Origin of the sequence: Solimonas aquatica (genome assembly GCF_900111015.1) — a bacterium.
Lineage (GTDB): Bacteria > Pseudomonadota > Gammaproteobacteria > Nevskiales > Nevskiaceae > Solimonas > Solimonas aquatica.
The window spans coordinates 213,640-236,512 of record NZ_FOFS01000004.1 but is presented as its reverse complement, the minus strand read 5'-3'; the positions used below and the strand labels follow the sequence as shown (position 1 = coordinate 236,512).

Genomic DNA, 22,873 nt, shown 5'->3' with positions numbered 1-22,873 from the left:
GCAGACCTCAACATCGAGGTCCACGTCCGAGTCCGCGTCGTCTCTGCCTTACGGCATGGCCACGCTGCATCGTTTCCGATGCAAAGGCTTCTGGAACCGGGCACCGACCGCGCATCCCTTTCGGGGTAGCGCAACCGGGGCGGGAGTTACACCCGCTTTGCCTACGCCCGCCACACTCGCCATTTCCTACGAGGGGCAGTGTCCTACCCGCACAACTTCGTTCTTCTCAGAACGTTGAGATAGATGAGCGGGACTACTCCGACGAACCGTCGGGATTACTCCGCCACACCCCCTCAATGCACGCAGCAAGCGAGTTTCCCGGCACTGCGCGCTAACGACTTCCCCATTGGCGTGGGGTCCTGCTCGACGACGTGGTGTTGGCGCACCCCGATGCCTCCATGCCGGATGGGCTGGAAATCAGCGTCTGTACAGTGTGTGGACGTCGATTTCCCTTGAAGTTCGGGCTGCGTCGGCGTTGTCACCCTGTGATACCTCCGGATTCCGGAAGCATCGGGGTGCGCCAACACCTCGGCGCTAACCAGACAGTGTTCGGCGCCGGTACATCGCCTCTCCGGCGAGGCCTGCCGAATCGGCAATCGCGAACCACACACTGTACGGGCCGCTATTTCTCGCCCTCCTTGGATGCCATCCGCAGTCGCAAGGCGGTACGCCGACCCAGCATCGGCTGGGTCGGCGTACCGCCTCCGAACACTGTGGTGAATAGGAGCTTCTATTAGTTCGTCGCTGGAACAGAGAAGCGAATTCACGCAATCAAGGAGTTAGACCGCGATGAAAGCGATCGCCACCGATGCCGATTTTCTGATCCCGCAGCACCGCGCTGCCGCCATGTCGTATCTGCAGACCCTGGCTGCCACCGGCTATCACTATTGGAATACCGGCTCCGTTCACTATGAGAAGGCCGCCGGGTTTCTGGCCAAGATGAGGGCGTTGTATCCGATCGACCTGAGCCCCGGCCAGCGGGCCGTCGCTCAGGCCAAGGGTCGCGCCAATGCCTATCTCGTGATGTTTCCGGATGGATCAAAAACCGGCTACATCCAGTGGTTTCTCGTGGCCACGCGCGGGCGGCATGCCGTCGATCCACTGACCGGCGAACTGCTCACCGATCAGCCGTTCGCTGACCTGATCCACCAGCGAGAGAAGATGAAGGATGGCCATCGCATCCCGCTGACCTGGCTGGGCCATTACCGCCTCGTGCAACACCAGCCGGTCCGCGATCCGCGCAAGAAGAAGAGCCAGAAGCGTGTCTGGACTTGGCGCCTGACCGTCGAAACCTATCGCCAATGGCAGCTTCGACTGGAGCAGGCCGCGAGAATCGGCAACACCGCGCTACGCAAGGAGATCGAGCCGCTGTTGCGCAGCCCGATGTTCTCCGGCGTCCGCGACGACATCGCCCAACTCGCCGCGCTGGCCGAGGCCGCATTCCGCAAGCAGCACAAGTCCGCGGCGTATGTCTCGCCGCTGCCAGCCATGCTGCCGTACATGCCCCGGGTCACCGTGTACCGCGACGGAACACTGTTCTCGCTGGTGGAACAACTCCGGCAGCAAGACGCCGACGACAAGGCCCGAGCGATGGCAGCGTCGAGGGCACTTCTGGCCGGAGCTGAACCCCGAATGCAATTCACTCAATCGATGTTTATGGAGATATCCAATGGCTCTTCTGAAGAAGAAGGTGGTTCTGGTGCCGTACAAGGTCACGCTGCAGGTCGATCAGGCTCTGCATGACCGCATGCTCAAGCTCGAAAAGCTCGCGGCCCAGTACGGTTACGAATTTGATGTGAGCGCTGGACTCGTCGATTCGTTGGTTATGCAGGTGGCCCGTGCCGAGAACCTGTTGCGCGACAACGGAGCGTCGGCTTAGCCGACGCTCCATCCTATTCACGCGAAATCTGGAGACACCCAATGAACCAGTTCAACGCCGATTTCCCCAATCCGTATGCCTTCGATCCGGGCGAAGAGAAGCCTGTCGGCGGCTTCCGCGAAGTGAAGCGCCGCAACGGCGCCGTGTCATATCGCGCGCACTTCACGTACAAGAAGACGCGCTATTCAGTGACCTTCCGCACGGACCGCGAAGCCAAGAATTTTCTGGAGTGGGCCGCGCATTTCACCCACTGGGAGGTCCCGTACAAGAAGCGCCTGAAGCAGTGGGTGGATGACTTTCGCGACGAGTCGGGTTGCCCCGATCTTGAAGGCTGGTATTTCGGTACACAGCCTGCTTGATGGCGACGAGCAGCCCCTGCCTGGGCTTCCGGGCAGGGGCTTGCGCTCGCTTCAATGGCAACTATTCCCACGGCTGCGAATCTGAGCATGACGCAATCACGCTTGGTCTTCGGAGCAAAGGGGGATGCCATGAACGACAGTCAGCACACGCCATCGGCACAGGAGGTCGAGCGTGCCATCAAGTGTCTTGAGAAATACGAGAAGGCCGCGAACCCGCTGGCACTGGCGAGCATCGTGACCTGTCTTGCAGGGCCGGTGCTGCTGTCAGGCTCCGAGTTTCTGGCTGCGTTTCCAGATCTAGTTCCGGTTCTGTACATCGTGATGCTGGTGGCCTGGCTCAACGGATACACGATCCTGATCGCTCGCCATCATGCGCTGCACGCACGCCGCTTACTGTCAAAGGCGCAAGCCACATCAAACCCGCTTCTATAGTCGCGCTGCCGCTGGCACAGCTCTCGTGTCATACGGCAAAGTGTAGGGAGCGCGGGCACGCTCATTCGCGCGTTCCACACGAACGCTGGCTGGCATCAAGTGCCGTCCGACGCCTCGCGGCTACGCCACGAGCCGACGGCGCCGCCAATAGCGGCGCGCTCCGCGTCGATACTTGACCCCAGCCTCCCACGGGCCTCCCGGCCGCCGTTGACATCTCGCGCCACCTTCCGCGCGAGAGCCATCCGGAGGCCTCATGAAGCTATTTCAGATTCTTGTATCCGCACTGCGATTGGCTGTTCGCCTGTTTCGGCGCCCGATCGTGATCGTCGTTTACCGCCCAGCCATCGTACAGCGGTTTCGGAGCTTTTCACCTGTCCGGCTGACGGCGGCGGAGGCGGCTCGCTATGGCCAACTCTCTCTTCTTTAGTTTGTGCCGATGCCGCGTTCTCGCCACATCGGTCACGTCGCCGGAGACATTGCAGTGAGCCGGCGCTGGATCGCGATGGGCTTGGCTCTGTTCTTTGGCGTGCTTGGCCTTCAGTGGTTTTACCTGGGACGATTCCGCCGCGGATTTCTTTATGTCGGCCTCGGGCTCTTCGGCATCTCGCTCTATGTCGGCGTGATCGATGCGATCCGATGGATTCGGCTGTCCGACATCGAATTCGAGCGCCGATATGGCCGCGGTCGGTACACCGAGCGCCGGCGACATCAACGTCTCTACACTGTACAGAAGGATCATTTCCTCAGACTGGACTATCGCGATGTCGATCGACTGCGCAGGGAGTGGAAGGTTGACGTATACGACCCCGCATACGGAACACCCCGCGCCGAGTCCGAACGGTGGTCAGACGAAGCACCGGTGATCAATCCTGCCACCGGCCTGCTGATGCTCGGCGGTATCGGGGGCATCGATGCCGGCGGACACTTCTACGGAACCGGATTCGAGCAGGACGATCTGAGTCACTGGCATCGTGACGATGACGCATTCGGCCGGAACGCGGACGATACGCATCGCGGCATAGACGACAGTCCGTTCAAGCCCTGGGAACCCTGATCAGGAGGCATGGTATGACCCTGCTGAGTACGCGCCTTACCACGCTAGACGGCCTGGGCGATCAGATTCTGGACTTCCGCGAGCTGCCGCGCCCTCATGTCGCGCTGCAGATTGGACTACATCCTGTAGCGCCGATCATTGATCGCATCCGGACCACAGCCGAGCCCGCGGGCATGACAGTGGTAGCCGCCGATCTCAGTGGCGTGGATGCTGAAGATGTACTGTGGAAAATCGGAACTGCATTGTTCGCGGTGGTCGATGGTGAGCCACCTGTCCGGCCAACGACCGATCATCCGGCACTTGCCTTCAAGCGCCTATTCAATGCCGTCGTCGGGTACTCGGACGACGACTTCGTCCTGATCGTCGGCCCGATCGACCACCTCGAAGCGGTGCCCGACAAGGCCGACAACATCTACGGCGCGCTGCGCGCCGCCGTTGTCGAATTCGAACGCCGCGTTCAGCTCATTGTTCTGGTCCGCGCCGACATCATCCGCAAGCAGGTTTTCTGGCTGGATCGCCCAATGATGGAGTTCGCGAGCTTCCTCGATCTTCGTGTGACCGGTTGATTTAACGCTCAGCCGCCGCACATCGGACGGGCCATCGATTTGAACGTTCTTGGCGTCAGGATGGGCGTGATCATGCTGCCGGTCCAGAGCTTCTGAAGCTCTGCGCTTCTGGATAGGTTATCTGCCACATCTTCTGAAAATTGGATTGGATTCGTTCTGAGCAGATTACGATCCGGCAACTGATCGGCCGTGAGTGCGCGCTCCTGAGAGCGCCCGCGATCGATATTGTTGAATGAAGTGACGGGAACGCCGACAGACGCGCAGTACTGCGCCAGCTTGAGTGCATCGGCCCGTTCCGCCTGATCGATCTGGGCCGTCCTTTGCCGCGCTTGAGCCCATGCTTGGGCTTCGACGCGATATATCGGCGGAGCGCCGGGCACACCAGCGCATGTCTCACGCTTGAACGCTTGGTCTGAAAGTGTTTTGTAATCGAGATTGGCCAAAGCCGAGCAGGCTTGGGCATTGCCATGCGTGGCATCGAAGATCAGAGATTGCTTCAGGCTGTCCTGGAATGAATTGATGCTGTCGGTGTTCCACTGGAACAAGGGGAACGGCACGAAGTTCCGCCGCGCGATGGCACCTGTCAGCACCGGGTCATTCTGTGCCACTGCCAGCAGGTCCTTTTCCCACGGCGTGCGCTCGACGTTCGACGGCGGCCGTCCCGGACCGCGTAGCAACAGCAAGTAGACGCCCGCGGCCGTGTACCCCCGCTCATCGAGGGACATCGCGCTCAATACGCGTCTCATCTCCTGATCCGCCGATGCCTGATCCGCGCGCAAGCTCGCGCCCGCGCGAAACTGCAGCAGCGCCGCGAGGTAGTCGAGTTTCTGGTCAAAGTTCAGATGGTGATAGTTCTCGTCTGGTGGCGTCGGCAGCGCAGCCTGAACCGGGACCGGCGCTTTGACCGGGGCACCTGCACCGCATGCAGCAAGCAAGATCGAGAGAAGAAGAGAAGCGGCGCAGTACAGACGCAATGGGCACCCCCAATCGAGACGAGACAAAGCCGGTTCACACGAGTGCGAAAGAGGGGTCGGAAATGACGCCAATCCGCATAATGAATAGTAAACTATTCTAAATGAACTGTTATATATGTGGATAGGATGGTTTTGCATGCGGGACGCTTCCCGCATGCCAAAAAAGAGCAGCGACTCCAAAATTCGTGAGGTTGTGGCTGAGAACGTCCGCTATGCCCGGGCTATGCGCCGCTGGAGCCAAGAACAGTTGGCGGAGCTGGCTGGGCTGCATCGGACCGGGATTGGCGCACTCGAACGAGCGGAGGCCGCCGCGACTGTCGATTCGGTGGCAGCGCTCGCAAAAGCCATAGGGGTACCCGCCCACGTATTGCTGATGCCGCTGCGCGACGCTCAGCCTCTCATCCTGCAGACACTGGAAAGTGGGCCGAAGCGGTCGCGTTAGGTGCGGCTGTCGGCGGTAAGCGGCGCCTCGACAAATATTTGACGAAGTACGACCTGACCGATGCAGAGATTTGGCTCTTCCATTACACCGGCAATTGCGCAAAACAATTTTCGGGGTACTGCTGACCGCAAACCGTTGGGTCGCATTGTGGGCGGCGTGCAGCTCGCCTTTTTCGGTCTTCTGTTCGTCACGCTGTTGCTCTCGCTGTGGCCGAGCTTCTGGACCGAACCCTTACAGACGGTCAAGCCGTTCATAGCGTTGATCGTGCTGCTCTTATCATGCGTTGTAATTTACTGGCTCTATGTCAAGCCATGGCTTGTGCAGCGGTAGTTGTTCAAGAAAACGAAGTTTGGTCCTGCCTGATAAGCCTGTTGCTATCCGTTCCGCTCAATTAATGCGGAACAGTCTATTACGCTCGACGAGCAGCAGACCGTGCTTGTCGGAATGAACGAGGCAGGAAAGACGGTCTTCTTAAAGGCTTTGGAAAAGTCTGCGGATGCGCCGGGGCAACAAAGTTTGATCCCGTTGAGGATTACCCGCGCAAAGAATTGCCCGCATACGCTCGCTCCAATGGCGCTTTGCCGTCATGAGCGCGACGTTCGCGAAGGACCCTCTGCAGCGCTTGGATGAAGCGCTGCCGGCGCAAATCGCGATTCCCTATGGGGAAGTTCACTGAACCTTTTTCGTGGCCCAGTTCACGTTGCGGGATAGTCAGCGTCCGCCAGCGCCCGTCTGATCGCAGTTTCGTCAGCCTGCGATTCAACTTTGACCCGCTTGGTCGCCAAATCGATCGACACCTTTGCGCCCGGGTCCTGACTTTGGATGGCGCGCGTGACGGACTGCACGCAATGATTGCAGTTCATGTCCTTCACTTCGAACTCATACATCGTGATGCTCCTGTGGTCAGCTGGATCGTGAAATAAGCTTGGGCCCTACCATCGTGGAAAGGTCAAGCTGCCAAGGCAATGAGCGTCGATTCTTGACCTTCCCATGGGGGGAACCATCAGGCTGCAACCTCTGCAACACCGAGAGCCGTCATGGACAGCCCTTCGCCGCTAACGACCACTGATCTTCTGATCGAAGGCATGACCTGCGCATCCTGCGTCCGTCGGGTCGAAAAGGCGTTGAATGCCGTGCCCGGCGTCATCGAAGCGCAGGTCAATTTGGCGACCGAGCGTGCCACGATCCTGCACCAAGAGGGCGTCAGCGACGCACCGCTGGCCGCCGCCATCGAAAAGGCCGGCTACAAGCGTGGTGCCCCGATGCCTGCAACAACGGCATCAAGAAGCCTGCCCGAGTGGTGGCCGGTCGCGCTGGCTGCGCTGCTGTCGGCACCGCTGGCGCTGCCGATGCTCGGCAGTCTGATCAACGAACACCTCATGCTGCCCGGATGGCCGCAATGGGTTCTGGCCACGCCGGTTCAGTTCTGGCTCGGCGCGCGATTCTATCGCGCCGGCTGGAAGTCCCTGCTCGCCAAGACGGGCAGCATGGATCTGCTAGTGGCCATCGGTACTTCGGCCGCATACGGCTTGTCTGTCGTCACGCTTCTGCGCGATAGCAGTGGCATGCCGCATCTGTACTTTGAGGCCTCGGCCGTCGTCATCACGCTGGTGCTCCTCGGTAAATGGCTAGAGAACCGCGCCAAACGCCAAACCACGGCTGCGATTCGCGCGCTTCAGTCCTTACGCCCCGAAGTCGCGCGTGTCCGTCGTGATGGCATCGAATGCGATGTGCCGGCAGCAATGGTCCGGGTTGGTGACTTTGTGGTCGTACGCCCCGGCGAGCGGATTGCGGTCGATGGTGAGGTCGTCGAAGGAGTCAGCCATGTCGACGAATCGCTGATTACTGGCGAGAGCCTTCCCGTCACCAAGGAAGTCGGCGCACAGGTCACCGGCGGCGCGGTCAACGGCGAAGGGGTGCTGCTACTGCGTACGCTTGCCGTTGGCGCCGAAAGCACGCTGGCCCGGATCATCCGCCTGGTCGAAACCGCGCAGGGAAAGAAGGCGCCGATCCAGCGCCTTGTCGACCGCGTCACTGCGGTGTTCATTCCGGTCGTCTTGGGCATTGCAGTGCTGACGCTGCTCGGCTGGGGATTCTTCACTGGTGACTGGAGCACCGCGGTGCTCAATGCCGTCGCCGTACTCGTGATTGCTTGCCCATGTGCCTTGGGCTTGGCCACACCAGCAGCGATCATGGCGGGTACCGGTATCGCCGCCAAGCACGGCATCCTGATCAAAGATGCCGAAGCGCTGGAAATCGCACACCGCGTCGATACGGTTGCGTTCGACAAGACGGGCACGCTGACTGCGGGACATCCGCAACTGGTGTCGATCCACCCGCTGGCGGGTGCGGAGTCGGATGTCCTGAAACTGGTCGCAGCGATTCAGTCGAACAGCGAGCATCCACTTGCGCGTGCGGCGCTGTCTTCCGCGCAGCAAGCCTCGATCACCTCCGTGGTGGCGACTGATGTTCGGGTACTGCCGGGACGCGGTATTGCGGCAGCCGTCGATGGTCGGTTGTACGAACTCGGCAGCACGCGCCTCATGCAGGAGCATGGTGTGGATATGCAGAGGCTCGACGGTCCACGCGCTGAGCTTGAGAGAGAAGGACGCACGCTATCGTGGTTGGCGGAAGCAGGATCATCGCCTCACCTGATCGGCCTGCTCGCGTTCAGTGATGCACCGAAACCCAGTGCAAGTACCGCAATCGCGCGACTTCGTGATCAGCACATCACGACGGTGATGATCACCGGCGACCTCGAAGCCGCGGCCCGTACCGTGGCGCAGGAACTCGGCATCGAGCAGGTTCGCGCCGAAGTGTTGCCTGCCGACAAGGTGGACGTCGTATCGACTCTGCGCAGCGAAGGCAGAGTCGTGGCAATGGTTGGCGATGGCATCAACGATGCACCGGCACTGGCCGCGGCCGACGTGGGCATTGCGATGTCGACCGGCACCGATGTTGCGATGCAGGCTGCTGGCATCACCCTGATGCGGGGTGATCCGGCACTGGTTGCCGACGCCCTCGACATCTCTCGGAGGACGTATCACAAAATTCGCCAGAATCTGTTCTGGGCTTTCGTATACAACGCGGCAGGCATTCCACTCGCCGCCTTCGGGCTGCTGTCGCCGGTTGTTGCCGGCGCGGCTATGGCACTGAGTAGCGTCAGCGTGCTTGCCAATGCCTTGTTGCTGATGCGCTGGACGCCGCGCCGCGTCAGCAATTCTTGATCAAACGGAGTTCACAATGGCATCGACAACGAAGCGACGCTCGCGCCCGACGCTGGAACTGGCTGATGCGCGCCATGCGGGTTACTTCAACATCGGGCAGGCCGCCGAAGCGACCGGTGTATCCGCAAAGATGATCCGACACTATGAGTCGATCGGACTGATGCCGGTGGCAGACCGCACGTTCTCGAACTATCGCATCTATAGCGACAACGACATCCACACGCTGCGCTTCATCAAGCGGGCACGGACGCTCGGGTTCTCGATGAAGCAGATCGAGGCCCTGCTTGGGCTATGGCAGGAGCGTCGTCGCAGCAGCGCACAGGTCAAGAAGCTTGCACTGCAGCATGTCGCCGAACTGGAACAGCGGATTGCCGAAATGCAGGCCATGCGCGACACATTGCAGGGACTGGCGACACGTTGCCACGGCGATGATCGACCGGACTGCCCGATTCTCGAAGACCTTTCAGGCGCTGGCGGTAGCTGCTGCGCGAAAGGTCATTGAACTTCCGCCATCTCCAGAGTCTAATGCTCGTCATGCGTCGTTTTTCCGCCCATATCGCGTTGCTGCTGATCTGGTGCATCGGGTTCCAGCCCGTTGCGCAGGCTATGGGCATGCACGGTGTGCTCTCTGGCAAGGCGAAGACGGCAGCGCAGGTGATGGCACTCAGTGACGTAGGCCCGCATGAGATGCACGCGATGCACGGCATGCACGGGCAGAAATGCCATATGGAGAAGTCGGCCGCCACGAAGGCTCAGGCGCCAACCGCGTCGAGCTGTCAGTGCGGCGGCCACTGCGTGATGCCGGGCTGTGTGGGTACGGTTGCCGCTATCGCACCGATGACGTTCACCCGTGCCTTCGATCGCTTCACCGATTCTTATGCTGTTGCCGAGGTTCCAGTGCGCCCGCTCGCGGCGCATGGCCTCGATCTGATTCGTCCCCCCAGTAAGTCCTGAAATAAAGCCGCGGTCGCGGCGCAGGTTCTGCCTGCGCGCGACTGTCCGCTGTCGCCGGCGCGATCTGCGTTGCGCGGCATTTTTCAGGGCTTTCTGGGAGATTCCTCGTGGTTCCCCGACATTTTCTGTTTCCTGTATCCCTGATTTTTCTGGGGATAGCAGGCTGTGCGAGCGTACCTGCTGATGGTGGACGTGGCGATGTTCTTCGCCTCACCGCGGAGCACGGCCGTGCCCCCCCTCACATCGCCGACGCCAACAGCTTCACTTCACAGGCACTGAGCGCTCCGCTGACGGCGGACACAGCAGTGCAATTGGCACTGATCAACAACCCTAACCTGCGCAAACAGACCGCGGCTCTCGGATTCGCAGCCGCTGATCTGTATGACGCCGGGCGGTTGGCCAATCCGACGTTCTCGCTGACGCGACTGGCCGGCGATTCGAGCGCGGGCGCGAACGTGCCGCAGCTGACGCTCGGTATCGCCTTCAACTTCGTCAATCTGCTGTTCCTTCCTGCGAACAGCCGCTTCGCCCGCGACCAGTTCGAGGCGACGAAGCTCGATGTTAGCGCCGCTACGCTCGATCTCGCGGCCGAGGTCGAGACGGCGTGGTACGAAGCAGTGGGCGCCGAACAGCTCGCGCAAATGCGCGAGGCCGCGGCCAAAGCCCAGCGGGCCTCGGCCGATCTCGCAAAACGTTACTTCGACGCCGGCAACATCAACGCGCGCGAACTGGCGATGGAGCGCGCATCGGCCAGCCAAGCGGTATTGGCTTCACTATCTGCGCGGGCCGCCGCTGTCGAGGCGCACAGCACGCTGAATCGCCTGATGGGTCTGCCGGCAGCGCAATCGAGCTGGACGCTCGATGCCCGTCTCGCCGAGCCATTGCCCCAAGAGGACGACGTGCAAGCCCTGCAGCGTCTGGCGCTCGACAGCCGCCTCGATGTCGCGGCGCTACGGCGTCGGTCGCAGGCGATTGCGTCGCGCTTCGGACTGACGCGCCACACGCGCTTCATCAACAGCGTCGAAATCGGTGTCGAACGCGAGCGTGACTTCGACGGCGCCCTCGATGTCGGTCCGACCCTCTCGCTGGAACTGCCGCTGTTCAACTGGGGCGGCGGCCGCGTGGCCGCTGCGCAGGCCGCACTCGACCAAGCCGAGGCGGAACTTGACGGTCGCGTGCTCGACGTGTCGAACGACGTGGCACGCGAGGCAGCCAAGGTGCAGGCGCTGCGGCAGCTCGCGCAGGAGTATCGCGATGTGCTGGTTCCGCAGCGTGAAGCTGTCGCCGCCCGCATGCAGGAAGAGCAGAACTACATGCTGATCGGCGTCTTCGAAGTGCTCGCGGCCAAGCAGCAGGAGTATGAGGCTTACGCCGGCTACATCGATGCGGTCCGCAGCTACTGGGCCAGCCGCAGCGCACTGGCGCGCGCGGTCGGTCGACGCCTGCCGAGCAGCGAGCAGGCGGCGGAAGCGACGATCGATGCGAGCCAGATTGTGGCGCCGAAGCGCAGTGGCATGGATCACAGCATGCACTCAATGAGCGGCATGGATCACGCGCAACACGGAGGCAGTCCGAAGCCATCCAGCGATCCGCATGCAGGACATGCGATGCCAAACATGACGCCACCCTCGTCCGGCATGGAAGGCATGGAAGGCATGGAAGGCATGGAAGGCATGGAAGGCATGGAAGGCATGGAAGGCATGGAAGGCATGGATCACGGTGCGATGCCGATGGAGGGCATGGATCACTCGCAGCACAAGATGCCTTCATCAGCGCCCGCGGCCGATCCACACGCAGGGCATTCGATGCCCGGCATGCACCACGCGATGCCCGATGTCGCCCCGGGCGGTGAGCCACCCGAAGCTTGCAAGCAAGCCACCGTACACCCGGACGACACTGTTAATCGGGCCTTGACGCAGAAGTGTGGTGAAACGCCCTCTGCCGATCCGCATGCGGGTCACGCAGCGATGCCCCTGGCCCCTGACACATCGCCCCCTGCAAAGGAGCCCTCCCATGAGCACTGAATTTCACAACCGCGGCGACCGTTGCCGCATCAACCGGAGTACCCCGATGAACAAGACCCTTCGCCTCGTTTCGATCGTTGCCCTCGGCGCGTTTGCGCAACTCGCCAGCGCACACGATCCGGCCGAACACGCCAAGGAAGCTGCCGCCAAGAACGCTGCGCCGGACTGCGCCGCTATGAACAATATGGATAGCTCGAAGATGGACATGAACGATCCGGTCATGAAGGCGATGATGGCGAAGTGCGGCGGTATGAACCATGACGACATGCAGGGCATGGACCATTCGAAGATGGACATGAAGTCCATGAAGATGCCGGCCAAGCCGGATGCACACGGGGACCACTGATGACCTCAAGACGCGATCTGCTGCAAGCGCTCGCGATGGGCGGCGCCGGCCTTCTGGCCGGCGTCTCCTCCGGCGCGCGTGCCCAGCATGAAGGCCACGACATGTCTGGCATGGACATGGGCGACATGAAAAAACCGATGCCGCCCGCAGCGGGATTGGTGCCCCCCAAGGCGTTGCAGCGACACCCGCAGGGCTATCTGCCAGTGCGTACGCTCAACGGATGGACGCTGCCGTACAAGCTCAACGGCGGCGTCAAGGAATTTCATCTGGTTGCCGAGGAGATCGAGCACGAGTTCGCGCCGGGCTGTCGCGCGAAGTGCTGGGGTTACAACGGCACGACGCCGGGACCGACGATCGAGGCTGTCGACGGCGATCGCGTCCGCATCTTCGTCACCAATCGCCTCGGCGAATACACGACAGTCCATTGGCACGGCATCGATCTGCCCAACGGCTATGACGGCGTCGGCGGACTCAACCAGCCGCACATCAAACCCGGCGAAACCTACGTCTACGAGTTCACGCTCAAGCAGCACGGCACGCACATGTATCACCCGCATGCCGACGAGATGACGCAGATGGCGTTTGGGATGATGGGCTTGTTCATCATCCATCCGCGTGAAGTCGAGGATGTGCCGATCGATCGCGACTATGCCTTCCTGCTGCATAACTGGGCGTTGCATCCGGGCACGTATCGGCCGGACCCCAGTGTTATGCAGGACTTCGATCTGTGGACGTTCAACAGCAAGGTGTTTCCGGCGATCGATCACCTCGTCGCGCGCACCGGTGAACGCATCCGCATCCGCATCGGTAATCTGTCGATGTGGAATCACCCGATCCACCTGCACAGCAATCCATTCTGGGTGACCGGATCGGATGGCGGCCGCTGGCCACGCGCGCAGTGGCGACGCGAGGTCACCGAAATCGTCGGCGTCGGCCAGATGCGTGACTTCGAGTTCGAGGCCACCGAACCCGGCGACTGGGCTCTGCACTGTCACATGGCCCATCACACGATGAACGCGATGGGTCACGGCATCCCCAATCCGGCCGGCGTCGATCAGAGCGGCGTTCAGGACGATATCCGCAAGCATCTGCCCGGTTACATGGCGATGGGGCGCTACGGCATGTCCGAACACGGTGAGCATCTGAAGATGGGCGTGCCGGGTCCGGTCAATACGCTGCCGATGATGGCCGGTGATGGACAGTTCGGACCGATCGAGATGGGCGGCATGTTCACCGTCGTGAAGGTTCGCAACGATCTCGCCGCCGGGGATTACCGCGACCCGGGCTGGTATCAGTTTCCGAAGGGAACCGTGGCACGTCGCGTCAGTGCCGATCCGGACTTCGGCAGTCCGCCACGCCGTCATCCCTATGGGAGCACTTCGCCGGCACCGGTGATGCAGCCGGAGATGCCGGCGATGGATCATTCCAAGCACGGTGGATAAGGGAGCCGTTTCATGAAGACACTGAAAGCGATCGTCGTCCTTGGGGTGCTCGGAGGCCTGAGTGCGCTCGGCGTTCTCTACTCGGGCTGGTATCCGATGGGCGCCGACGTACCGCACAACCGTTTGACGTACTGGGCATTGGAGACCTTACGGGAGCGCTCAATCGCGCGCGCGATACGCGACATCAAGGTGCCGCCACTTGATGAGCCGCAGATGCTGCTCGCGGGCGGTGCTGACTACAACGACATGTGCACGGGTTGTCACCTGAGGCCGGGCCAGACCGAGTCAGAGTTCACGCTCGGCCTGTACCCGCAGCCGCCGAATCTGGCACTCAACGCTGAAGGTCACGGCCATGCGCACGGCGACGCCGACGATACGGCGGCCGGTGCGGCACGCCAGTTCTGGATCATCAAGCACGGCATCAAAGCTAGCGGCATGGCAGCGTTCGGCAAGACTCATGACGACGCCCGCATCTGGGCGATGGTTGCGTTCCTCCAAAAGCTGCCGACGCTCAACGAGGTGCAGTACCAGATTCTGACGGCGCGCTCACCGTCCGATCCCGGACATGACGATCACGAAGCGGCCGAAACGACCCCGCAAGCGGAGAACACCCATGCGCACTGAATGGCGATTCAATCTGGTTCTCGCACTCGCGGTGCTGCTTGCCGCCTGCGGGCGACAGACGCCGGCAGGGCCTCAATACAGCATCGAAGTCTGGAAAAGCCCGACCTGCAGCTGCTGCAAGAAGTGGGTTGAGTATCTGCAGCGCGAAGGCTTCAAGGTGACGGTTCACGAAGAGCCGGCGATGAATCCGCTCAAGGCCAAGCTCGGAGTGCCCGAGGCCGTCGCCTCCTGCCACACCGGTTTGGTCAACGGCTATGTCATCGAAGGTCATGTGCCGGCAGAAGACATCCGCAAGCTGCTCGTCGAGAAACCCAAAACGCAAGGGCTCTCGGCGCCGGGCATGCCGATCGGTTCGCCGGGCATGGAGGTCGATGGCCAGCAAGAGCCGTACGAAACCGTTCTCTTCAATGCCGATGGAACGACCAAGACGTTTGCCGAGCATGGCGGTCGACCGGCGGTACCAACGAAGCCGTGAACGCACTTCGTCACGCATCCTGGATGCAGCCGCTCCTTGAACAGTGGCGCCGCGATCCTGGTGGCACCTACTTGGGCTGGTTCCTGTGGGAAGAACGGCTCAAGAATTTTCGCTCGATCCGTCGTGGCGTCGAAACCGTCGTCGAAGAGATCGAAGCCGATCGCTTCGGCAATGTCTACAAGGGCTCAACGCTCGAAACAGTCGTCGGATCGATTGCGGAGCAGCGGCAGATTTTCAAAGGCGCGGACCATGCATTTCTGTGGAAGCCGAAACTGCGCATCCCCGACATCTATGAGGATCGCGCCAACCAGCAGATATTCGGTCGCTTTCTCGACGCCTGTGCGTGTTGCCATCACGAAGCCGCGGTGCTCAGCGCGATTCGCCAGCTCGATGAGGCCAAGATCAAAGGGCTTGGGCCGGCAGCGGCAAACCTGCTCTATTTCCTGCATCCGACGCTGGTGCCGCCATTCAATACGGCGATCGTGCGCGGCTACAACCGTGTTACCGGCGCGAAAGTGAAGCTGGGTCGTTGGGACGAATACCTTGCGATGAGGCAGGGCATGCTCGAACTCAACGCCGCCTATCGAACGCAGCTGTCGAACGATCTCGGAGCGATCGCAGGCTTCCTGTTCGACGTTGGCTCCGATCGCTATCCGCTGCCGGTGGACTCAGCGGATGATGATGCGCTGCTGCATTGGCAGGCCGATCTCGCACGCGTTCGCGAAGAAGGGGCGCGCGAACTGAAGGCGCTGAATCAGGCACGCGAAGCCGATTTGACGCATACGCAGATTCAGGGCTGGCTGCGCGACCTTGGACGTGCGCTCGGTTTTCGCGTCTGGATCGCCAGCAATGATCGCGGTCGCGGCTACGAAGGCGGCCGGCTTGGTGATGGTTGTCTCGACAGCCTGCCGATGCCGATCGTCAATTGCGGCGCCGAGGACACCATCCGACTGATCGATGTGCTGTGGCTGGTGCCAGATCAGGATGTCGTCGCGGCTGCCTTTGAAGTCGAGCATAGCACCAGCATTTACTCGGGCATCGTGCGCATGCTCGATCTTGCGCTGGGCTTGCCCGATCACCTCGCCGGTGCGTACTTCCTCGTGGCGCCGGACAACCGTGAGGACGCCGTGCGCATGCAGTTTGCGCGGCCGGCGTTCAGCCGAGTCTCCGAACTCGACCTGCGTTTCTTGCCATACGACGCTTTGCGCGAGAATCGCCTTGCGATGGCGCGCTTCGGCAGCGGCTTGAAGGCGGTTCAGGCGATCGCCAAACCGCTCCGGGGATTGTCGTGAATGCCCCGTATCGACAACGGCCGAGCGTGCCGCATATCGGGGATGGCTTGACTTTCCCCCCATGGGAAGGCGCAGCCTACTTGGTACGGAATTCATCGAACGTTCTGACATTAACGATGGCCTTCTAAACCGATCGTCGCGCTTATCCCTACCTGTCCTCTCAATGCTTCGTCACTTGCTCGTGCTGCTGTTCATCGTCGCGAACCTGAGCGGTCAGGTCAGCGTGGCGTATGCCTGCGCGATGGGGGGCGGCGCACCGAAAGTGATGCGACATTGCTGCTGCAAGAAACCCGAAGTTCGGGCGGACTGTGATAAGGGCGCAATGGGCAAAGGTTGTTGCCAGACCGTCATTGATGTCTCGCCGGGTCCCGGCAATCAGGTCGGGCATGTGCAGGCCGAGTCCAAGCTGCCGGACCTGACGCCACAACTTCTGTCACCAGCGTTACTGCCGGCGTTGCTGTCGCTGGTACTCGAACCGGCTATTCCCGCTGAATTCCGGGAGGCGCAGCGAGGCTCTGCGCGCTATGGAACCGATCTCTATCTGCGTACGCAGAGACTGAGACTTTAAAACCCGCGTTTCGATCGGGGCGCCATGCCCCGCCTGTGGTTCGTCTGGCACTTCGCCAGCGCATCTACTCCCGTCGAAATACGAGGTGTCCCATGTCCAGCTTCCGTCTGTCGCGTGCCTTTGCCGGCACGCTCTTGCTTGTCTCCAGTGCACTGTCCTTTCAAGCCCAGGCACGCCCCAGCGATCCACTGTGGCATCCGCTCGCCAGCGTTCCGGCGAGTTCTGAAAAAACCTGTGGGCCCATCGTGAAACCGGCTTGGTTCGGTCCACGTGGTGGCGGTGTCGTCGTCGGCAATGAGGGGGCTTGCCCGAAGCCGAGCCATGTCATCGACCATTGGGTCGGACCGCGTGGCAACGTACCGGTCTACCGCTAACGCAAGGCTTGCGCGGCGCGGCATTTGCCGCGCCGCGCACCGCAGGGAGAGACACATGTTGGACTCACATCCGAGGCGATTCTGGTTCGCTTCCCTACTGACCATCGTGAGCACCGCGTATGCGGACGATTCCGCCCTCGTGCTGGATTTGCCTGCGGCGCAGATGCTGGCCATCACTCAACAACCGATGCTCGAAGCGCAGGTTGCAGCGATAAAAGCCGCGCGCGACGCAGCCGTCGCCGCTGCACAGCTTCCCGATCCGAAGCTAACCGGCGGAGTGTCGTCCTGGCCGATCGACGGACCTGATCGCTACTCGCTGCGGCGCGACGACTTCACAATGATCAACGTCGGCATCGAACAAGAGTTTCCGCTGGCCAGCAAGCGGCGCTTGCAGGGTGAGCGCGGCGAGCATGAAGCCGAGCTGGCTGAGCAAATGCTGTATGGAAGCCGCCTTGCTGTCGAACGCGATGCGGCGCTGGCGTGGATTGACGTGTGGCGGCAGGAACGCGCACTGGAACTGACCCGCGCTTCGTTGCGTGAAGCCGAGTTGCAGGCCAAAGCCACCGAGATCGCCTACACCACGTCGCGCGCTACACAAACCGACGTGTTGTCGGCTCGGATAACAGCCGGTCTGTTGCACGACGAGCTTGCCGCGCTGGAAGACGAGAGTCAGCTTGCGCGCAGCAAACTGTCGCGGTGGATCGGTGCCGCCGCTGCGCAGCGGCCATTATCTGATGATCTTCCGGCATGGGCGCCGCCACCGGCATTGCCGGATGCCGTGGCGCGGCTGCGCACGCATCCGCACCTCAACACAGAAGCGAAGCGTCTGGCGATCGCCGAGGATGAGGTGGCACTGGCCCGGCAGGCTTATAAGCCGGACTGGCGTGCGGGCCTTGCCTACGGCTACCGGCCGGACTTCTCCGATTACGTCAGCGTCAATGTTGCGATCGATCTGCCGGTGTTCACGAGCAATCGGCAGGACCGAAATCTCGGAGCCAAGCTTGCGGAACAAACCCAAGCCGAGCAGTCGCGTGAGGACATGTTCCGACAGGAGGAGGCTGACTTGCGGCTCAACTGGCTTGGCTGGCAGCGCCTGCAGACACGTATCGAGCAGTTCGATCGTGAAATTCTGCCGCAGAGCCAGCAGCGCATCAATGCGGCTTTGGCCTCCTGGCAGGTTGGTCAAGGCACGCTCGCTGCGGTCATCGATGCGCGACGCATGGCCTTGGACAACGGGATGAAACGCCTCGAACTCATGACCGCGGCCGCTCGCTATCGGGTGGCCTTGCAGTATTTCGCCGGAGACTCACCGTGAAGAACATTCTCGTGATCACAGCCGTCGCGCTGTTCAGCGCCGGAGCCGGCGCCTGGATGACCCAGCATCGCATGACCGGCTCTGCACCGGATACCTCGATGAAGCCGTCGAGCGATGGTCATGCCCAGCCGCATGCGCTTGTCCGGATGACCGATGCGCAGGGCAAGCCATATTACACCTGCCCGATGCATCCGCAGGTCCGTCAGGACAAGCCCGGCAATTGTCCTATCTGCGGCATGAAGCTGGTCGAGCGCGTGGATGCGCCGGCAGCGCCCGCTTCACAGGAGCGTCGCATCCTGTACTGGTACGACCCGATGATGCCGGATCAGCACTTCAAGGGTCCGGGCAAATCACCGATGAACATGGACTTGATCCCGAAGTACGCAGACGCTTCACCAGAGCGCAGTACCGGCGTCGTGGTTTCGATCGACCCGCGCATGGCGCAGAACCTCGGCATGCGCACCGCCACCGTGACGCGCAACGCAACCGGACAAGGCTTTAGCGCAGTAGGCAGTGTCGAGATCGACGAGACGCGGATCGTTGCCGTCGAAGCACGCGCGGCCGGCTGGGTCGAGGCGCTCGATGTGCGTGCTGTCGGGGAAACGGTGCATCGCGGTCAGCGACTTGCAGCACTCTATGCGCCGGAGATTCTGACTGCGCAGAAGGAGCTGCAGCTGGCGCGTCAAAGCGGAGACACCGCGCTAATTGATGGTGCGATGACCCGTCTTAAGCTACTAGGCGTTCCGGGCTCGGGAAGCGGCAACACGTCGCAGCGCGTTGCCATCATCGCCCCGAGCGCCGGCGTCGTCACTGAACTGATGGTGCGTGAAGGCGCGCAACTCGCGCCCGGTACACCGCTGATGAAACTCGCTGATCTGTCGCGCGTCTGGATCGTTGTACAGATTCCCGAGACGCAAGCTGCAGCGATCAAGCTTGGCAGCCGTGTCGAAGCCCGTCTGCGCGGCCTTCCGGATCGCCACTTCTCGGGAACGGTCGACTACATCTATCCAACACTCGATGTCTCGACACGCACGCTGCGTGCGCGACTGGGCTTCGACAACGCTGATGGTGCGCTCAAACCCGGCATGTATGCCGATGTGAGTGTCGCGGGTTCAGGTCGGAGCGATGTGTTGCTTGTCCCCAGCGAAGCAGTCATTCGCACCGGCACTCGCAATGTAGTCCTCCTTGCCGAGGATGCTGGGCGTTATCGGCCCGTCGCAGTGCAGTTGGGCGCCGAGCGCGGCAACCAGATCGAAGTGCTCGCGGGACTCGCTGATGGTGATCATGTCGTGGTTTCCGGCCAGTTCCTGATTGACTCGGAAGCCAGCTTGCTCGGTGCCTACAACCGCATGGGTGCCAGTTCGACAGCGAATGTGGAGCCTGCACCGTGATCGCACGACTCATTCACTGGTCCGTCCATAACCGCTTTCTCGTGCTGCTCGGTGCTGTCCTGCTGACGGCGGCTGGTCTGTATTCACTCAGTCGCACGCCGCTCGATGCATTGCCGGACCTTTCGGATACGCAGGTCATCGTGCGCACTGTCTATCCGGGGCAGGCGCCGCAAGTCGTCGAGGATCAAGTGACGTATCCGCTCACCACGACGCTGCTGTCCGTGCCCCACGCGAAGACGGTGCGCGGCTACTCGCTGTTCGGTGAATCGTTCGTCTATGTGCTCTTCGACGACAACGTCGATCTGTACTGGGCTCGCTCGCGCGTTCTGGAATACCTGTCTCAGGTGCAGGGCCGACTGCCGGCGCCGGCGCGATCGGCGCTGGGACCAGACGCGACCGGGGTCGGCTGGATTTATGAATACGCGCTTGTCGATCGAACAGGGAAGACGGATATCGCGCAGCTGCGTGCGCTACAAGACTGGTTTCTCAAGTACGAGTTGAAGACCGTCGAGAACGTCGCCGAGGTGGCGACGGTCGGCGGCTTCAATCGACAGTACCAGATCGTGCTCGACCCAGATCGGCTGCGCGCCTATCGCCTGAGTCTCGATACAGTCATGGCTGCCGTACAGGCAGCGAATGGTGAAGCGGGCGGCTCCGTGCTGGAACTCGCAGAAGCGGAGTACATGGTGCGCGCCCGCGGCTACCTGAAATCGCTCGACGATTTTCGCGTGACTCCGGTTGGTCTCGGCGACAACGGCACACCGATCCTGCTGCGCGATGTCGCCACGGTGCAGATCGGTCCGGAGACCCGACGAGGGATTGCCGAACTGGATGGTGAAGGCGAAGTGGTCGGCGGGGTCATCGTGCTGCGCTCGGGCGCCAACGCGCGTTCGACCATCGATGCGGTGAAAACGAAGCTCGCCATTCTCAAGGCCAGCCTGCCGGAAGGTGTCGAGATCGTCGAGACCTATGACCGTTCGGCGCTGATCGATCGAGCCGTCGACAACCTCTCGCATAAGTTGCTCGAAGAGTTTTTGGTCGTCGCAGTCGTCTGCGCACTGTTCCTCTGGCATCTGCGTTCGGCGCTGGTGGCGATCATCACGCTGCCGATCGGCATCCTGTCAGCCTTCATCGTCATGCACACGCAGGGCATCAACGCCAACATCATGTCGCTCGGCGGCATCGCGATCGCGATCGGCGCGATGGTCGATGCCGCTGTCGTGATGATCGAGAATGCGCACAAGAAGCTCGAAGCGTACCGACATACGAATGCTGGTTCTGATCCGAAAGGCACTACGCGACTACGGCTGATGGCCGAGGCTGCAGCGGAGGTCGGGCCGGCGCTTTTCTTCTCGTTACTGATCATCACGCTGAGCTTCGTGCCGGTGTTCACGCTGGAGGCACAGGAAGGGCGATTGTTCGCGCCGCTGGCCTATACCAAGACCTACGCCATGGCCGCGGCGGCGGGTCTGTCTGTGACTCTGATTCCGGTGCTGATGGTGGCGTTCATTCGCGGGCGGATCGTCGATGAGACGGTAAATCCGCTGAACCGCATGCTGATCGCGCTCTATCGTCCGCTGATCGACAAGGTTCTGACCTTTCCTAAGGCGACCTTGGCGCTGGCCGTTGCTATGGCACTGGCGACCGCGTGGCCGGCGATGCGCCTCGGCAGCGAATTCATGCCGCCGCTCGACGAGGGCGATCTGCTGTACATGCCGACCGCCCTGCCGGGCCTCGCGGTCGGAAAAGCGGCGGAAGTGCTGCAGCAGACCGATCGTATCCTCAAGACATTTCCTGAAGTCGAGCGTGTGTTCGGCAAGATCGGTCGCGCCGAGTCTGCGACCGATCCGGCTCCGCTGGAGATGGTCGAAACCACCGTGCGCCTGAAGCCGAAGTCGCAGTGGCGCGATGGCATGACCACCGAGCGGCTGATCGCCGACATGGATGCCGCACTGAAGATTCCGGGCATGGGCAACGTTTGGGTACAGCCAATCCGCAATCGCATCGACATGCTCGCAACCGGCATCAAGTCTCCGGTCGGCATCAAGATCGCGGGGCCGGACCTGAATGTGATCCAGCGCATCGGCAACGAGATCGAAGCGGTCGTCAAACGGGTTCCAGGCACAGTGTCGGCCTTCTCAGAGCGCGTTTCGGGCGGGCGCTACATTGAAGTCGTACCCGATCGCATCGCTGCCGCACGTCACGGCCTGAGCATTGCCGAGGTCCAGCGCGTCGTCAGTCTTGCGATCGGCGGTGAGAACATCGGTGAGACTGTCGAGGGCCTGCAGCGTTTTCCGATCAATCTGCGCTATCCCCGCGAACTGCGTGATTCGCTGCAGAAGCTGCGTGATCTACCGATCGTGACGGCACGTGGCGAAACCCTGACGCTCGGCAGCATTGCCAGCATTGCGATCACCGACGGGCCGCCAATGATCAAATCGGAGAACGCGCGCCCCAACGGCTGGATTTACGTCGATATCCGCGGTCGCGACCTGGGTGGCTACGTGGCTGATGCCAAGCAGGCGGTCGCTGCGCAAGTGAAGCTGCCGCCGGGCTATTCGGTCTCGTGGTCGGGACAGTTCGAATATCTGGAGCGTGCGACCCAGCGATTGAAGATCGTCGTGCCGTTCACGCTCGCCATCATTTTCCTGCTGCTGTATCTCACGTTCCGCAGCATCCTTTCCGCAGCGCTGATTATGACGACCCTGCCGTTCGCACTGATCGGCGGATTTTGGCTGATCTATGTGCTGGGCCATCACTTGTCGGTGGCCTCTGGCGTCGGCTTCATTGCCTTGTCTGGCGTGGCGGCGGAGTTCGGCGTGGTGATGCTGATCTATCTCGATAACGCCATCCGCGAGCGTCGTGAAAAAGGGCATATGCAGTCAGAGGCCGATCTTCGCGAAGCGCTGGTCGAAGGTGCCGTGTTGCGCGTACGTCCGAAGGCGATGACGGTTGCCGTCATCATCGCTGGCCTCGTGCCCTTGTTCATCGGCGCCGGCACTGGCAGCGAGGTCATGCAGCGGATCGCTGCGCCCATGGTTGGCGGCATGATTACGGCGCCGCTACTGTCGATGTTCGTGATTCCGGCGGCTTACCTATTGATTCACCGCCGCATGTTTCGAGCTGCACCATGAC

24 protein-coding genes are annotated in these 22,873 nt (G+C 61.6%); 22 read left to right on the top strand and 2 right to left on the bottom strand.

Translation table 11 applies throughout. The annotated features are described in order from the left end of the window. The first annotated feature begins 789 nt into the window (after positions 1-789). From BMY12_RS06670 to BMY12_RS06650, 6 genes are all read left to right on the top strand, one after another. Positions 790-1,743, top strand: coding sequence for a hypothetical protein (locus BMY12_RS06670; protein ID WP_028006852.1), 954 nt, complete (start codon positions 790-792; stop codon positions 1,741-1,743). Positions 1,744-1,747: 4 nt separating this feature from the next. Further along, positions 1,748-1,879: a hypothetical protein gene (locus BMY12_RS20800; RefSeq protein WP_281169370.1), complete on the top strand. Its 132-nt coding sequence runs from the start codon at positions 1,748-1,750 to the stop codon at positions 1,877-1,879. Between the two features lie 41 nt (positions 1,880-1,920). Continuing rightward, entirely contained in the window at positions 1,921-2,238 is a 318-nt protein-coding gene (locus tag BMY12_RS06665) for a hypothetical protein (RefSeq protein ID WP_028006853.1), read from the top strand. Positions 2,239-2,367: 129 nt separating this feature from the next. Continuing rightward, complete coding sequence (locus BMY12_RS06660) at positions 2,368-2,670, top strand: hypothetical protein (protein WP_028006854.1); 303 nt, start codon at positions 2,368-2,370, stop codon at positions 2,668-2,670. Positions 2,671-3,151: 481 nt separating this feature from the next. Next, a complete protein-coding gene (locus BMY12_RS06655; RefSeq protein WP_028006855.1) occupies positions 3,152-3,724 on the top strand; it encodes a TM2 domain-containing protein in 573 nt (190 codons plus the stop codon). 14 nt (positions 3,725-3,738) lie between these two features. After that, positions 3,739-4,290, top strand: coding sequence for a hypothetical protein (locus BMY12_RS06650; RefSeq protein WP_093283660.1), 552 nt, complete (start codon positions 3,739-3,741; stop codon positions 4,288-4,290). 8 nt (positions 4,291-4,298) lie between these two features. Here BMY12_RS06650 and BMY12_RS06645 read toward each other — a convergent pair whose 3' ends face one another. Then, positions 4,299-5,264, bottom strand: coding sequence for a hypothetical protein (locus tag BMY12_RS06645; RefSeq protein ID WP_028006857.1), 966 nt, complete (start codon positions 5,262-5,264; stop codon positions 4,299-4,301). A 136-nt stretch (positions 5,265-5,400) separates the two neighbouring features. Between BMY12_RS06645 and BMY12_RS06640 the strand changes: the two genes are divergently transcribed. Continuing rightward, the gene (locus BMY12_RS06640) at positions 5,401-5,706 is read left to right on the top strand and encodes a helix-turn-helix domain-containing protein (protein WP_211226154.1); all 306 of its coding nucleotides are present in this window, start codon (positions 5,401-5,403) and stop codon (positions 5,704-5,706) included. A gap of 60 nt (positions 5,707-5,766) precedes the next feature. Then, complete coding sequence (locus BMY12_RS06635; RefSeq protein ID WP_143068870.1) at positions 5,767-6,036, top strand: hypothetical protein; 270 nt, start codon at positions 5,767-5,769, stop codon at positions 6,034-6,036. A 365-nt stretch (positions 6,037-6,401) separates the two neighbouring features. Here BMY12_RS06635 and BMY12_RS06630 read toward each other — a convergent pair whose 3' ends face one another. Continuing rightward, a complete protein-coding gene (locus tag BMY12_RS06630; RefSeq protein ID WP_028006859.1) occupies positions 6,402-6,593 on the bottom strand; it encodes a heavy-metal-associated domain-containing protein in 192 nt (63 codons plus the stop codon). A gap of 150 nt (positions 6,594-6,743) precedes the next feature. Here BMY12_RS06630 and BMY12_RS06625 point away from each other — a divergent pair, with 150 nt between their 5' ends. The 14 genes from BMY12_RS06625 to BMY12_RS06565 all read left to right on the top strand — a co-directional run bounded on the left by BMY12_RS06625 (position 6,744) and on the right by BMY12_RS06565 (position 22,872). Then, the gene (locus tag BMY12_RS06625) at positions 6,744-8,933 is read left to right on the top strand and encodes a heavy metal translocating P-type ATPase (RefSeq protein WP_051277903.1); all 2,190 of its coding nucleotides are present in this window, start codon (positions 6,744-6,746) and stop codon (positions 8,931-8,933) included. A 16-nt stretch (positions 8,934-8,949) separates the two neighbouring features. Continuing rightward, positions 8,950-9,435, top strand: a complete 486-nt coding sequence (gene cueR, locus BMY12_RS06620; protein ID WP_051277904.1) for a Cu(I)-responsive transcriptional regulator — start codon at positions 8,950-8,952, stop codon at positions 9,433-9,435. Between the two features lie 23 nt (positions 9,436-9,458). Then, positions 9,459-9,887 (top strand): hypothetical protein, encoded by a 429-nt coding sequence (locus tag BMY12_RS06615; protein WP_028006861.1) that lies wholly within the window; start codon positions 9,459-9,461, stop codon positions 9,885-9,887. Between the two features lie 305 nt (positions 9,888-10,192). Next, on the top strand, positions 10,193-11,911 hold the full coding sequence (locus tag BMY12_RS06610) for a TolC family protein (RefSeq protein ID WP_245732381.1): 1,719 nt from the start codon (positions 10,193-10,195) through the stop codon (positions 11,909-11,911). Beyond that, on the top strand, positions 11,901-12,257 hold the full coding sequence (locus tag BMY12_RS06605) for a hypothetical protein (RefSeq protein ID WP_211226155.1): 357 nt from the start codon (positions 11,901-11,903) through the stop codon (positions 12,255-12,257). Before BMY12_RS06610 ends, BMY12_RS06605 begins: the two co-directional genes overlap by 11 nt. Then, on the top strand, positions 12,257-13,699 hold the full coding sequence (locus tag BMY12_RS06600; RefSeq protein ID WP_028006863.1) for a multicopper oxidase family protein: 1,443 nt from the start codon (positions 12,257-12,259) through the stop codon (positions 13,697-13,699). The genes BMY12_RS06605 and BMY12_RS06600 overlap by 1 nt, the downstream gene beginning before the upstream one ends. Before the next feature lie 12 nt (positions 13,700-13,711). Then, complete coding sequence (locus tag BMY12_RS06595; protein ID WP_051277906.1) at positions 13,712-14,323, top strand: c-type cytochrome; 612 nt, start codon at positions 13,712-13,714, stop codon at positions 14,321-14,323. After that, entirely contained in the window at positions 14,313-14,798 is a 486-nt protein-coding gene (locus BMY12_RS06590; protein WP_084615635.1) for a DUF411 domain-containing protein, read from the top strand. The genes BMY12_RS06595 and BMY12_RS06590 overlap by 11 nt, the downstream gene beginning before the upstream one ends. Positions 14,799-14,821: 23 nt before the next feature. Then, entirely contained in the window at positions 14,822-16,090 is a 1,269-nt protein-coding gene (locus BMY12_RS06585) for a type II restriction enzyme NmeDI-related protein (protein WP_043112089.1), read from the top strand. A gap of 175 nt (positions 16,091-16,265) precedes the next feature. Next, positions 16,266-16,658 carry a hypothetical protein gene (locus BMY12_RS06580; protein ID WP_143068869.1) on the top strand — a complete coding sequence of 131 codons (393 nt, stop codon included), beginning with the start codon at positions 16,266-16,268 and terminating at the stop codon, positions 16,656-16,658. A 92-nt stretch (positions 16,659-16,750) separates the two neighbouring features. Beyond that, positions 16,751-17,032, top strand: a complete 282-nt coding sequence (locus BMY12_RS20250; RefSeq protein WP_161628850.1) for a hypothetical protein — start codon at positions 16,751-16,753, stop codon at positions 17,030-17,032. Positions 17,033-17,087: 55 nt separating this feature from the next. Continuing rightward, a complete protein-coding gene (locus BMY12_RS06575; RefSeq protein ID WP_028006866.1) occupies positions 17,088-18,347 on the top strand; it encodes a TolC family protein in 1,260 nt (419 codons plus the stop codon). Continuing rightward, positions 18,344-19,738: an efflux RND transporter periplasmic adaptor subunit gene (locus BMY12_RS06570; protein ID WP_051277907.1), complete on the top strand. Its 1,395-nt coding sequence runs from the start codon at positions 18,344-18,346 to the stop codon at positions 19,736-19,738. Before BMY12_RS06575 ends, BMY12_RS06570 begins: the two co-directional genes overlap by 4 nt. Then, positions 19,735-22,872: an efflux RND transporter permease subunit gene (locus BMY12_RS06565; RefSeq protein WP_093283649.1), complete on the top strand. Its 3,138-nt coding sequence runs from the start codon at positions 19,735-19,737 to the stop codon at positions 22,870-22,872. Before BMY12_RS06570 ends, BMY12_RS06565 begins: the two co-directional genes overlap by 4 nt. Position 22,873: the final 1 nt, after the last annotated feature.

Coding starts and splice junctions, on each gene's coding strand:
- BMY12_RS06590 (WP_084615635.1), top strand. CDS start 14,313: ATGCGCACTGAATGGCGATTCAATCTGGTTCTCGCACTCGCGGTGCTG.
- BMY12_RS06615 (WP_028006861.1), top strand. CDS start 9,459: ATGCTCGTCATGCGTCGTTTTTCCGCCCATATCGCGTTGCTGCTGATC.
- BMY12_RS20250 (WP_161628850.1), top strand. CDS start 16,751: ATGTCCAGCTTCCGTCTGTCGCGTGCCTTTGCCGGCACGCTCTTGCTT.
- BMY12_RS06665 (WP_028006853.1), top strand. CDS start 1,921: ATGAACCAGTTCAACGCCGATTTCCCCAATCCGTATGCCTTCGATCCG.
- BMY12_RS06630 (WP_028006859.1), bottom strand. CDS start 6,593: ATGTATGAGTTCGAAGTGAAGGACATGAACTGCAATCATTGCGTGCAG.
- BMY12_RS06640 (WP_211226154.1), top strand. CDS start 5,401: ATGCGGGACGCTTCCCGCATGCCAAAAAAGAGCAGCGACTCCAAAATT.
- BMY12_RS06600 (WP_028006863.1), top strand. CDS start 12,257: ATGACCTCAAGACGCGATCTGCTGCAAGCGCTCGCGATGGGCGGCGCC.
- BMY12_RS06635 (WP_143068870.1), top strand. CDS start 5,767: ATGCAGAGATTTGGCTCTTCCATTACACCGGCAATTGCGCAAAACAAT.
- BMY12_RS20800 (WP_281169370.1), top strand. CDS start 1,748: ATGCTCAAGCTCGAAAAGCTCGCGGCCCAGTACGGTTACGAATTTGAT.
- BMY12_RS06585 (WP_043112089.1), top strand. CDS start 14,822: ATGCAGCCGCTCCTTGAACAGTGGCGCCGCGATCCTGGTGGCACCTAC.
- BMY12_RS06605 (WP_211226155.1), top strand. CDS start 11,901: ATGAGCACTGAATTTCACAACCGCGGCGACCGTTGCCGCATCAACCGG.
- BMY12_RS06595 (WP_051277906.1), top strand. CDS start 13,712: ATGAAGACACTGAAAGCGATCGTCGTCCTTGGGGTGCTCGGAGGCCTG.
- cueR (WP_051277904.1), top strand. CDS start 8,950: ATGGCATCGACAACGAAGCGACGCTCGCGCCCGACGCTGGAACTGGCT.
- BMY12_RS06625 (WP_051277903.1), top strand. CDS start 6,744: ATGGACAGCCCTTCGCCGCTAACGACCACTGATCTTCTGATCGAAGGC.
- BMY12_RS06670 (WP_028006852.1), top strand. CDS start 790: ATGAAAGCGATCGCCACCGATGCCGATTTTCTGATCCCGCAGCACCGC.
- BMY12_RS06650 (WP_093283660.1), top strand. CDS start 3,739: ATGACCCTGCTGAGTACGCGCCTTACCACGCTAGACGGCCTGGGCGAT.
- BMY12_RS06660 (WP_028006854.1), top strand. CDS start 2,368: ATGAACGACAGTCAGCACACGCCATCGGCACAGGAGGTCGAGCGTGCC.
- BMY12_RS06575 (WP_028006866.1), top strand. CDS start 17,088: ATGTTGGACTCACATCCGAGGCGATTCTGGTTCGCTTCCCTACTGACC.